The following is a 12,150-nucleotide window of genomic DNA, read 5'->3' on the forward strand; positions in this document are numbered from 1 at the left end:
GCTTTTCAATTTTATCTAGGAATTTTGAAATTTCGATGTTTGCAGCTTCCTCTTTTTAGAATTTTTATACCAAAAGTACCCAACTATCATCGCCAAAACATATGGTGCGGCAAATAGGTACATAATCCCATAATTGAGGCCTGCACCCACTGAGGTCTCTCCTGAACTCACATTGTTTTCGACTGTGGCCCTACACATTGCACATTGGGCAAGGGCAACATTTGCCTTACCCATCATGAGGATTAGGAACCCGGACAATATCGATATTTTTTTATTGAGTTTAGCTAACATGGAATCTTTTGGTAAGACATTAGTAAAACGCCAGATTTTTGAATTTAGTTTACCCGCCGTAATATGGGCTAATCATTAGGTACACAATTACACCACTGATGGTCACATATAGCCAAATAGGATAAGCATACTTTACCACTTTTCTATGTCGCACATAATTACCAACCAATCCAAAGTAGTATGCTAGCAAAATCGGGAAAAGTGCAATCGCAGCAAATAGAATATGAGTGATCAGGATGACATAGTAAATGGTTTTGATTAATCCTTCTCCACCAAAAGTAGTGCTTGGCGCACTAGCATGATAGATCACATAAGAAACAAGGAATACAGCACCTAAACCAAAGGCTGTGGTCATGGATGCTTTATGTGCTCCAATATTTTTCTGCTTGATAAAATATAAGCCCACCAGCAAGGCTACTGTTGAAGCACTATTTAACACTGCATTCAAATGTGGTAGAAAATAAACCCAATCTTGCGCCAAATTAAGCTTTGCAGGCATAAACAATAAAATGGCCACTACAATAGGAATGGCGATAGAGATGGCCACAATCCAACCATACACTTTTTTTTCTCCCACAGGAGAAGTAACATTATTTGCTTCCATTTAACAAAATCTTTGTTTCTAAAATCAATTCATCCACTTGCTCACGGGTAGTACCGCTATAATAGCCGCGTATTCTCCCCTGACCATCTATCAGTACAAATTTATCGCTATGGACAAAATCATCAGGCTCACCCATTCCGTCAATGGTCGGCAAAATAAATCCGCATTTGGCAAGCTCATATACCTCATCTTTTTCGCCATGGAGAAAATGCCATTTACCCGGGCGGGCTTCATGCCTTTCAGCATATTCGGCCAAAACTTCAGGTTGATCATACTCGGGATCAATACTTATAGAATAGATCTGAACTCCCTCCTCATCTCTGAAGGCATCCTGCACCCTAGTCATCTCATCGCTCATTGCTGGGCAAATACTCGGGCAACTTGTAAAGAAGAAATCCACAATGGTGATCTTATCATCCATTTCTGTTCTACCTACAGCCTCCCCCAGGTGGGATGTGAAAGTAAATTCGGGAATGTAATGTTGCTGATCAGAGACAGGGCACTCCGCATAGGCATTGTCCACGCCATCTTCGAAGTATATTGGAATCTCGTAAGTATTGCTGCCAAAAGCCCTGAGAAAAACGATGATCAACACCGGTATCATAAGGATACACAACAACACCATAAATTGTATTACTCGTAACGGTTTCATTTCAATCCTGTACTTCAGTTTGTTTAATCCTTTAACAAAAAAGAAGGTTGAAGATTCCCCTCCAACCTAACTTTCGTAAATCTCTATAGAAAACGGTAGTCTACCATCTCATCAAGAAGATGTCTGTACCTTCTCTCAGCAATGCGATGATCAACCAAACCAAAAATATCAATGGCAACATGATAGACCAAACCAAAACCTTAGCTTCATCTTTAAGGTGCATGAATTCCATCATGATATATCCAGCTTTAACCAATGTAAGCCCGATAAATATCGAATAAAGCAATACGCCTCTTTCCATATTAAAGGCAAATACGTATTCTATCAAAGTTACGATCAATAGAATGGCCGCAATCTTCCAGATTTTTTTGATCTTCTCCGCGTTACGTGGAGCTACTTCCAAAGTGCTTTTGTTATCTTGAATATCCATAGTCTTCTAATATTTTAAAGTTAGATAAGGTAAAAGAAGGTAAATACGAATACCCATACCAAATCAACAAAGTGCCAGTACAATCCAATTTTTTCTACCATTTCATAGTGGCCTCTTCTTTCATACACACCTACAGCAGCCTGATAAAAAGCAAGGAATAACAAGAAAACACCAATAGTAACGTGAAATCCGTGGAATCCTGTGATGAAGAAAAACAGTTGTGCAAATGCCGCAGGACCGTATTCATTCACGCTCAAGTTGGCGCCAAAGACGGTTTCAGAAACCATATTGCCAAAATTGCCGATGAAAGTAATGGTAGCACCACCGTCAGTTCCATGAATAAAGTGTCCCCACTCCCATGCCTGACAGCCTAAGAAAGTAAGACCACCTACAAGCGTCCAAAGCAACCATTTAGTTACATCTTTTCTGTCATTTCTATGTCCAGCTTCTACAGCCAATACCATAGTCACGGAGCTCATGATGAGGATAAAGGTCATAAGACCTACGAATACAAGCGGGGCATGGATACCGTGTACGAATGGAATGGCGTCAAACACCATCTCAGGCACCGGCCAGTATTCATTTGATCCTACGAAAGAATCAGCCGGTCCACCGTATGGAGGATAACTTACCCTAATCGCGCCATAAGCCACCAAAAATGCAGCAAAGGTAAAAATATCAGAAAGCAGGAAAAACCACATCATCAGTTTCCCGTAACTTGCATTAAGTGGTTCGTTTCCACCACCCCAAATTCCTCTCTTGGAACTCAAATTAATCGATGTTGTCGCTGTAGACATAAATTTTAAAATTAACTAAAATTATATTTTAATGATTCAATAACAAGAACATGAACAAGTAAACCCACAAACCTCCAAGAAAATGCCAATATGTGGCACACATCTCCATTCGGGTCATACTTTTGGAGTGGATTTTATAATTAAAGGACGAAATTAACACAATAATCAGAAAAATCACACCACTAATCAAGTGTAATGCATGCAGACCTGTAAAAACATACAGAAATGAGCCGGCAGGATTTCCTACAAAGTACACATCTCTATCCACTAAAGCCACCCAGCTATACCACTGACCAATCAAGAAGGCTACTCCGAGAATAGATGTAAGCACCATTCCAAGCTTTAGACTTTTCATATCGTCACGTTGCGCGGCAGAGTAAGCCCAGTGCATAGTACCACTGCTCAATACGATGATCGCTGAAGTCCAATAGAAAACCGATGGCAAGTTGAATTCCAACCAGTTCCCTTCAGCCTGACGTACAATATAAGCACTCGTCAAAGCAGCAAACACCATCACAGTACTCACGATGAACAACCACAATGCAAACTTTTTAGGATGCATAGATATGGGTTGTTCCGCCCCCTCAATATATTCTAATCTCTCTTCCATTATGGTATTTTATCTAGCATGTATGCAATCTGAACTATCGGCAAATAAAGGAATGAGCCAAACATGATCTTCAAAGCTGACTTTCTAGAACAGTCCTTCATCAATGAAAAGGTCTGAGCAAGAAATAAAGCCCCGCAGACGGTGGCAACAATACCTGAATTCAACCCTGTCAAGCCAAAGTAAGTAGGCAATAAGCCCAATGGCAACAAAAACAGGGTATAAATCATAATCTGAATTGCTGTATTAAGGTCTTTTTTTCCACCGCTTGGAAGCAATTTGAACCCAGCCTTCTTGTAATCCTCATCACTTACCCAGGCAATGGCCCAGAAATGCGGGAATTGCCAGATAAACTGTATACCAAAAAGGATCATGGCCTCATAACCGATGGTCCCAGTTGCAGCAGTCCATCCTAACAATGGAGGCATAGCCCCAGGAAGAGCACCAACAAAAACCGCAATTGGTCCTACTCTTTTCAAAGGAGTATAAACCAACACATATAGTATCATGCTGAGAATTCCCAAACCAGTGGTAAGTGGGTTGGTGTACATCCAAAGGATCCACACCCCTAGTATGGCGATTATGCTAGAAAACCAAATGGCTTCCTTAAGGGATATACTGTTTAGAGGGAGAGGTCGGTTCTGAGTTCTCTTCATCAGTTTATCGTAATCCCTTTCGAGGATTTCGTTGAAGGCACCGGAGGCACCGCTGATAAGGAACCCTCCTAGCACCAACGCGAAGAAGGCAGACCAGGAAAAGATAGAACCCTTGTCACCTAGGAAGAACCCAAAGCCGGCAGAAAAGGTGACCACTGCCGAGAGTCTGAATTTGATTAGATCGTAATAAGCCTTGCTTCTAGAAGTAATTAAATCTAAAAGCAGGTTTTCACTAAGATTTACTGTTCTCATGAATTAGCGCTTTCTACTATTTTCTTTTGGTCATTCAATAAGAGTAAGATCACAAACTGTAGCCCCACAATCAACGAACCGAGCAACAAATGGAATGGCTGCAAGAAAGCAGGTATTCCAAAATATGCTAAACCCACACCTGTGATTATCACAAATAAAATGAGCAAAATTAAAATTTGGGACCATTTAAAGATGCTCGCAGACCTTACGGAATATTTGTAAATCTTATAAATGAACACCAAATGAATTCCCAACAACACCAGAGAAAAGGACCGATGTATTAGGAAATTAATACCTAGGTGATCAACCCACTCAGATCTGAACAGGTTCCCAAACCTAAAGGCAATTGCATCTATTTCCTCCCTCACTTGAGTCCCCAACACAATTTGGATGATCATCAGGGTAAACCCCACTCCAAGCAGGTAAAACAGCCTGTTAGGTTTCTCTGTCTTAAACACTATTGGGTAAGCCAATCGGTAGGCCCGGTAGTGTATGTAAAGAAGCAGACAAACGATAACCAATGCCAGTACCATGTGAAGGGATATCATCCACTCCAAAAGGTTTGTTGAAACCACAATGGAACCGATCCAGCCTTGGAAGATAACCAAGAGCAGGTTGGCGAAGGATAAAATAGGCAATGTTATATCAGTGCTCCATAGAGGGATAGAATAAAGGAAAGTGGCAATTACCAACAATCCAATTACCGCCCCAATGAGCCTGTTCACATATTCGATCCAGGTCTTGGTGGCGTTAAACTCCTCCTCGATTAGGATTGATTTGTCATTTTTAATCTCTTCGGCTTTTCTATCAAAACCTAGTGAGGAAAGCATCCCTACAAACTTCTTGTTTTTAACAAGACGCTTTTCAAGATAAATGTCCTGATAATTTTTTGGGAGCTGATCCACACTTGTGGGTGGAACCCAGCTCCCAAAACATTTTGGCCAATCAGGGCAGCCCATACCGGAACCGGTACTTCTGACAACCCCTCCTACCAATATTAGGAAATAAACAGCTATCACGGATATCAAGGATATCTTGCGAAAGCTGCTTATCTGTTTATTTCTTTGATTCATTTGCTACCAAAACTTGCCCTTCTTCCGCCATGATTTGCTTTTCCAATTTCACCAACTCCTCTTCATGAGGAAGATTGGATTCCGGAGTAGCAGACAATGGAACAGTTTGAGGGATAAAGTCCTCCGCAGAACCTGGCTTAGAATAATCATATGGCCATCTATATACGGAAGGAATCTCACCTGGCCAGTTACCGTGACCTGGGTTGATAGGCGTAGTCCACTCAAGGGTATTAGATCTCCAAGGGTTGTGAGGAGCCTTTCTTCCTTTGTACATGCTATAGAAGAAATTGAACAAGAAGATAAACTGTGATACGAAAGTTACGATAGCAGCAATCGATACAAACATGTTCAAATCAGTGTACATGTTGGCAAAATCGAAGTTTGTCCAGCTGTAGTATCTTCTTGGGAAGCCTGCAATACCAATGTAGTGCATCGGGAAGAACACCATGTAAACCCCTATGAAAGTTAACCAGAAGTGGATATAACCAAGCTTACTGTCCATCATTCTACCAAACATCTTAGGGAACCAGTGGTAAACACCAGCCATAAGTCCAAAGAATGAAGCTGAACCCATTACCAAGTGGAAGTGAGCCACAACGAAGTACGTATCGTGAAGTTGAATATCAATAGCAGAGTTACCAAGGAAGATACCTGTCAAACCACCAGAGATAAAGAACGATACTAGGCCTATTGAGAAAAGCATCGCTGGAGTAAATATCAAGTTACCTCTCCAAAGCGTAGTCAAGTAGTTGAATACTTTCACCGCAGATGGAACCGCAATGATCAAGGTCAAGAACATGAACACTGATCCCAAGAATGGATTCATTCCCGAAACGAACATGTGGTGAGCCCATACTACGAAAGATAGGATGGTGATACCCAACATGGAAATGATCATGGCCTTGTAACCAAAGATTGGCTTTCTGGAATTTGTAGCGATTACCTCAGAAGTGATACCCAATGCTGGAAGCAATACGATATAAACTTCAGGGTGACCTAGGAACCAGAACAAATGCTGATAAAGAACCGGGCTACCACCTGTGTGAGGAAGTGCCTCCCCACCGATATAAATATCGGCTAGGTAGAAAGATGTACCAAAACTTCTGTCAAATACCAACAATAACGCAGCAGCAAACAATACTGGGAATGAAAGCAAACCGATTACGGCAGTAAGGAAGAATGACCAAATAGTCAAAGGAAGCCTGGCAAAAGTCATCCCCTTAGTTCTAAGGTTGATGATAGTTGTGATATAGTTAATACCTCCCAAAAGTGTTGAAGCAATGAAAAACACCATGGCGATCAACCAAAGGGTCATACCCATACCGGATCCAGGTATAGCTTGTTCCAATGCTGACAATGGAGGATAAACTACCCAACCACCCCCGGCAGGACCTTTTTCCAAGAAAAGGGAAGCAAACATGATCAAACCGGAAACAAAGAAGAACCAGTAAGAAAGCATGTTCATAAATCCGGAAGCCATATCACGAGCACCAATCTGCAACGGAATAAGGAAGTTGGAGAAGGTACCACTCAAGCCTGCTGTCAACACAAAGAATACCATGATGGTACCATGCATTGTCACCAAGGCCAGGAAGAAGTTTCTATCTAATTCACCGGATTCATCAATCCAACCACCAAGAATAGGTTTTAGGAAAGACATATCCATATCAGGGAAACCAAGCTGAAGCCTAAATAAAATAGAAAGAAAACCTCCTATTAGTGCCCAAAAGATACCGGTAACCAAAAATTGCTTACCGATCATTTTATGGTCTGTGGTGAAGATATACTTCGTAATGAAGCTATCGTGATGCTCATCATGAACTTCATGAGCATGAGAGTCACCCGTTGCTGTATTAACTACTGCCATAATCTGTATATTATCTTAATTACTTATTTTCTTCAATCATGATTTCAGCAACCTTTTTCAAATCTGCAGGAAGGTTAGCCACTAAATCAGGATTCTGAACAATAAAAGGCTTCTGCTCAGCTAGCCATTTTTGGTACTCCTCAGGAGTAACTACTTCAATTACCTTTCTCATGGAAAAGTGACCGCTACCGCAAACCTCTGTACAGGCAATTTCATATTCAAACTCAGGATTACCCGTCTCCTCTCTCATCTCAGCAGTGGTCTTGGTGGGTGTAAACCAGAATCTGGTTGGCATACCTGGAACCGCATCCATTTTAAGTCTCATATGAGGGGCAAACACCGAGTGTAATACATCTCGGGCACGGATTCTGAATAGAACCGGCTCGCCTTTAGGAATTACCACTATATTAGATTCAAAATCATCAAGTGCCTTTTCGTCAGTGAAGTCAACACCTCTAGAGTTGGTAGCATTGGTCAATCTGAAATCATGTCTTCCAAGCTGGTTGTCCTGTCCGGCATATCGGATATCCCAGGCAAACTGGTAACCCAATAGTTCAATAACGTGGGCATTTTCAGGAGCAGGGGAAGTGATATCCTTCCATGCTTGCCATCCAGAGATTACCAACACGGTAAGAACCAAAGCAGGAACCAACGTCCAGATGATTTCCAATTTATTGTTGTCAGGATAGTAAGCAGCTCTCTTGTCCTCTTCGTATTGATATCTATAAGAGAACCAAAACAACAAGATATGTGTAAGGATAAAGATGAAACCGGTAACAGCCATAGTAATCCAGAAAAGATTATCTGTGATCTGTCCGTGTTCAGAGGCAATCGGCAACTGGTAATTGTCAAATTCCTTGACCGAATACCAAGCCATTAGAACAAAAGTACCTACCAGGAAGACCATGAACATAGCAGCGTTCACCTTATTGCTTCCTGAAGCTCTTTTCTTGTCGGAACCTTTCATCACAGACACTAAAGTCTGCACTCTGTACACCATCCAAATGATGGAGACTAATAATAAAAGGCCAAGTGCTATAAGAAATCCGTACATAATTTTACTTTTTTCGGATAAATTTTAAATATGATGATGATAACTCTCTTCCAACATTGGGTTGTTTTTGGCTACCAGATTATGCTTAGCTAGGCCAGTAAAGACTACAAATGTAACGGCTGCACCAAAAACCAAGAACATGCCTATTTCCATGAATCCAACACCACCATTATGTCCCAGAGTTCCAGGCTGAACCATCAGAAAGTGGTCAATCCAATGACCTACAATAATTAGAGTACAAACGACTTTCAAGAAGATAGAATGACGCTTAGAATCTCTAGTCATCAATACAAAGAACGGAAGCACAAAGTTAAAGATCAAGTTGGCAAACAACCATGGGCTGTAGATATCGCTTTCAAGTCTTTCAACAAAGTAAACCGCTTCTTCAGGAATGTTAGCGTAATAGATCAACAAGAACTGAGAGAACCAAAGGTACGTCCAGAAGATCGAGAACGCAAATACGAATTTACCCATGTCATGAATATGGTTTTCATTAACCATAGTCAAGTAACCTCTTTCTCTTAAGAAAATAGCGATCAAAGTCATTGCAGAAAGTCCGGCAACAAACCAGGATGAGAACACATACCATCCAAATAGAGTAGAGAACCAGTGGGTGTCAATTGACATAATCCAATCCCAAGCACTAATTGAAGATGATACTGCGAAAACTACCAAGAAGATAGCAGACCATTTTCTGATAGCAAACCAGTTGTGAGTTCCATCTCTAAGGTCTTCATCATAACTCAACGTTCTAAGTTTGTTGAAGAAGAAGATCCAAAGACCTAGGAAGGCAACCATTCTGACGATAAAGAAAATCGGGAATGAGCCTTTTTCCATTGGCCAGAAGAAAAATGAGCCTTTTCCATCGATGATTCGGTCGTAATGAGGATCATTTACATCGAATAGATAAGAGTGAGTCCAGTGGAAGATGTCGTGATTTACAACAAAGAAAGAAACGATCATCAATACAGCACCGATTGGCAACCAGTAGCCGAACGAAATCATAATCCTAAGCAAACCTGCTGACCATCCTGCCTGAGCGGCATATTGGATGGCAAAGAAGAACACTCCAATAACGGCAATACCAATGAAGTAAACATTGTTAATCCATAGGTTTGCAAACAGCCTCTGCGTCCAGTGGAATGCATGACCGGCGTCATCGCCATGGCCATGGTCTCCGCCCATAGCGGCGAAGATGATACCCAAGATTAAAAGTACAGCGCCGATTCCACCCACGATGAAGATTGCCTTCTTGGTGGCGGCTGTAAAATCAAATCTCTGATCTAGATTATAGTTAGTTTGATGCGCCATTATTATTAGTTCTGAATTTCTTGTTTAACATAGTGAACAATCTTCCATCTTCTGTCGATAGAAATCTGAGAACCGTGAGGAAGCATTCTTCCTTTACCATGAGTAATCACATGGAAAATATGTCCTTCAGACAGCTCCAGGTATGCACCACCTTTTAGGTTGGCAACACCACCGACCACTTCGCCGGCAAGCCCGTCACCTTCACCACCCGGTCCATGACAAGTAGAGCAATACTGGGTGTAAAGCTGTCTACCTTCAGCGATCACTTGATCAGTTGGTTCAAGAGGATTGGTGATTTCATTGGATGCCTCGATATCGTCGACACCTAATCTGTATGGCAAAAATCCGTCTTTGTTTCTCGGAACGGTATTAGGAGCTGGCTCCCTCATGTTCATTCCGTGTGGGTTATTAGGGTTACTGTTGTGGAATTCCCCTATTTCATCTTCTCTGTTTGACAACCAGTTGCCCTGATCAGTATCCCTGATCTGAGTCAATGGCTCATAGGCTACCGAGTGATACATCTGAGGGGCATATTCAGTCCCTGGATTGTCACCTGAGGCACTACATGAGGCCAACCCGTAGGATACCCCCATTACAGCTAATAAATATATTGATTTAGTAAATTTCATATCTACAAGGATTACCTATTCAAAACTTTTGTTATTCACCTCTGTAGCACCAGAAGCTTTCAATACTTCCACGATTCTTTCACGCTCAAGGTGGGAATTGTTTACCAGGTCGATAGCCATGACATGCTTATCATCGGTGCTTCTGATATCAAATATCCTAGGTTGGCCCCATGGTTTAAGATTGCTGCTCACCATGAACACTCCTACCATACCGAAAGCCGCAAGTAGTACGGTCAATTCGAAAGTAACCGGAATAAAGGCAGGGAAGGATGCGTGGTCCTTACCACCGATGATCATTGGCCAGTCAAATTTCATCATGTAAAACTGCATGGTCAAAGCCAAGGTAGTACCCAATAATCCGAAAAGAAAAGCGGCAATAGGCAATCTACTTCTTCTGTAACCAAGGTTGTGCTCCAATCCGTGTACCGGGTAAGGAGAGAAAACCTCGTGGATTTTCACACCACTCTGTCTAATCTGGGTTACTGCGTTCAACAACACATCCTCATCATCATAAATACCGAGGACAAAATTCTTATCTCTTTCCATTTTATCTTTTTACTTTTTCAGATGAAGACTTTAATACAGATTTCACCTCTGCCATGTTGATTACCGGGAAGAATTTGGCAAACAAAAGGAAACAAGTGAAGAACAATCCAAAGGTGAACAAGTAAACCCCAACATCAGAAAGCGTAGGATAAAACATCACCCATGAAGAAGGAAGGAAATCTCTGTGTAGAGAAGTCACAATAATTACAAATCGCTCAAACCACATCCCGATGTTCACTACAATTGAAAGAATGAAAGTAGCTACAATTGAAGTCCTGATTTTCTTGAACCAGAATAGTTGTGGGGAGATCACGTTACAAGTCATCATTGACCAATATGCCCACCAGTAAGGTCCAAACATACGGTTGACGAAAGCGTACTGCTCAGCTTCTACTCCTGAGTACCAAGCGATGAAGAACTCAGTGATATAAGCTATACCTACGATAGAACCTGTGATGATAATTACAATGTTCATCAATTCAATGTGAACGATGGTGATGTAATCTTCAAGCTTGAACACCTTTCTGGTGATAATCATCAAGGTCAAAACCATGGCGAAACCGGAGAAGATCGCACCTGCCACAAAGTATGGAGGGAAAATCGTGGTATGCCATCCTGGTATTACAGAGGTTGCAAAGTCAAAAGATACAATAGTGTGTACAGAAAGTACGAGTGGAGTAGCTAGACCGGCAAGGATCAAAGATACTGCTTCGTATCTCATCCAAGTCTTTGCAGCGCCATCCCATCCAAAGCTCAAGGCTCCGTAGATTGTCTTTCTAATGCCTGTAGCTCTATCTCTAATAGTGGCAAAATCTGGGATCAAACCGATGTACCAGAATACTAAGGATACAGAGAAGTAAGTAGAAATCGCAAACACATCCCAAAGTAGCGGTGAGTTAAAGTTCACCCAAAGAGAACCAAATGTGTTGGGTAAGGGAAGAGCCCAATAAGCACCCAACCAAGGTCTACCCATGTGTATAACCGGGAACATGGCCGCACAGATTACTGCGAAAATGGTCATCGCTTCTGCTGCTCGGTTAATGGAGGTTCTCCATTTCTGCCTGAAAAGCAGCAATACCGCTGAAATCAATGTACCAGCGTGACCGATACCTACCCACCATACGAAGTTGGTGATATCCCAGGCCCAGCCTACGGTTTTATTTAACCCCCACATACCGATACCTTCCCAAAGGGTCGCTACCAGTGCAATGCTTCCTAATAAAAGTGCTCCAAGTGAAACGGCCATTCCAAGTAGCCAGCCAACGGTCGGCTTGCCTTCCACTTGGCGGGACACGTCACTGGTGACGTCTTTGTAAGTTTTACCGCCCGTAACTAACGGTTCTCGCACGGATGAAGTAACCTGCATATCTTATAAAATTAT

14 protein-coding genes are annotated in these 12,150 nt (G+C 41.8%); all 14 read right to left on the reverse strand.

Annotation, left to right across the window (positions count from 1 at the left end; genetic code table 11):
• Window positions 1–15: 15 nt before the first annotated feature.
• Window positions 16–237 carry a hypothetical protein gene (locus FPL27_RS16040; RefSeq protein ID WP_143962756.1) on the reverse strand — a complete coding sequence of 74 codons (222 nt, stop codon included), beginning with the start codon at window positions 235–237 and terminating at the stop codon, window positions 16–18.
• A 103-nt stretch (window positions 238–340) separates the two neighbouring features.
• Window positions 341–895: a DUF420 domain-containing protein gene (locus tag FPL27_RS16045; RefSeq protein WP_143962255.1), complete on the reverse strand. Its 555-nt coding sequence runs from the start codon at window positions 893–895 to the stop codon at window positions 341–343.
• Window positions 882–1,547, reverse strand: a complete 666-nt coding sequence (locus FPL27_RS16050) for an SCO family protein (protein WP_143962256.1) — start codon at window positions 1,545–1,547, stop codon at window positions 882–884. Before FPL27_RS16050 ends, FPL27_RS16045 begins: the two co-directional genes overlap by 14 nt.
• A gap of 100 nt (window positions 1,548–1,647) precedes the next feature.
• On the reverse strand, window positions 1,648–1,977 hold the full coding sequence (locus FPL27_RS16055) for a cytochrome C oxidase subunit IV family protein (protein WP_143962257.1): 330 nt from the start codon (window positions 1,975–1,977) through the stop codon (window positions 1,648–1,650).
• 20 nt (window positions 1,978–1,997) lie between these two features.
• Window positions 1,998–2,774, reverse strand: a complete 777-nt coding sequence (locus FPL27_RS16060; protein WP_143962258.1) for a cytochrome c oxidase subunit 3 — start codon at window positions 2,772–2,774, stop codon at window positions 1,998–2,000.
• 28 nt (window positions 2,775–2,802) lie between these two features.
• Window positions 2,803–3,384, reverse strand: a complete 582-nt coding sequence (locus FPL27_RS16065; protein ID WP_143962259.1) for a cytochrome c oxidase subunit 3 — start codon at window positions 3,382–3,384, stop codon at window positions 2,803–2,805.
• Entirely contained in the window at window positions 3,384–4,289 is a 906-nt protein-coding gene (cyoE, locus tag FPL27_RS16070) for a heme o synthase (protein WP_143962260.1), read from the reverse strand. The genes FPL27_RS16065 and cyoE overlap by 1 nt, the downstream gene beginning before the upstream one ends.
• Entirely contained in the window at window positions 4,286–5,362 is a 1,077-nt protein-coding gene (locus FPL27_RS16075) for a COX15/CtaA family protein (protein WP_143962261.1), read from the reverse strand. The genes cyoE and FPL27_RS16075 overlap by 4 nt, the downstream gene beginning before the upstream one ends.
• Window positions 5,346–7,229 (reverse strand): cytochrome c oxidase subunit I, encoded by a 1,884-nt coding sequence (locus FPL27_RS16080; protein WP_143962262.1) that lies wholly within the window; start codon window positions 7,227–7,229, stop codon window positions 5,346–5,348. Before FPL27_RS16080 ends, FPL27_RS16075 begins: the two co-directional genes overlap by 17 nt.
• Window positions 7,230–7,248: 19 nt before the next feature.
• The gene (locus FPL27_RS16085) at window positions 7,249–8,283 is read right to left on the reverse strand and encodes a cytochrome c oxidase subunit II (RefSeq protein WP_143962263.1); all 1,035 of its coding nucleotides are present in this window, start codon (window positions 8,281–8,283) and stop codon (window positions 7,249–7,251) included.
• Window positions 8,284–8,307: 24 nt separating this feature from the next.
• Window positions 8,308–9,594 (reverse strand): quinol:cytochrome C oxidoreductase, encoded by a 1,287-nt coding sequence (locus FPL27_RS16090; RefSeq protein ID WP_143962264.1) that lies wholly within the window; start codon window positions 9,592–9,594, stop codon window positions 8,308–8,310.
• Between the two features lie 5 nt (window positions 9,595–9,599).
• On the reverse strand, window positions 9,600–10,223 hold the full coding sequence (locus FPL27_RS16095) for a c-type cytochrome (protein ID WP_143962265.1): 624 nt from the start codon (window positions 10,221–10,223) through the stop codon (window positions 9,600–9,602).
• 15 nt (window positions 10,224–10,238) lie between these two features.
• Complete coding sequence (locus FPL27_RS16100) at window positions 10,239–10,769, reverse strand: DUF3341 domain-containing protein (RefSeq protein WP_143962266.1); 531 nt, start codon at window positions 10,767–10,769, stop codon at window positions 10,239–10,241.
• A gap of 1 nt (window position 10,770) precedes the next feature.
• Entirely contained in the window at window positions 10,771–12,135 is a 1,365-nt protein-coding gene (gene nrfD, locus FPL27_RS16105; protein ID WP_143962267.1) for an NrfD/PsrC family molybdoenzyme membrane anchor subunit, read from the reverse strand.
• Between the last annotated feature and the right edge of the window lie 15 nt (window positions 12,136–12,150).

Origin of the sequence: Litoribacter populi (assembly GCF_007483685.1) — a bacterium.
Taxonomy (GTDB): Bacteria; Bacteroidota; Bacteroidia; order Cytophagales; family Cyclobacteriaceae; genus Litoribacter; species Litoribacter populi.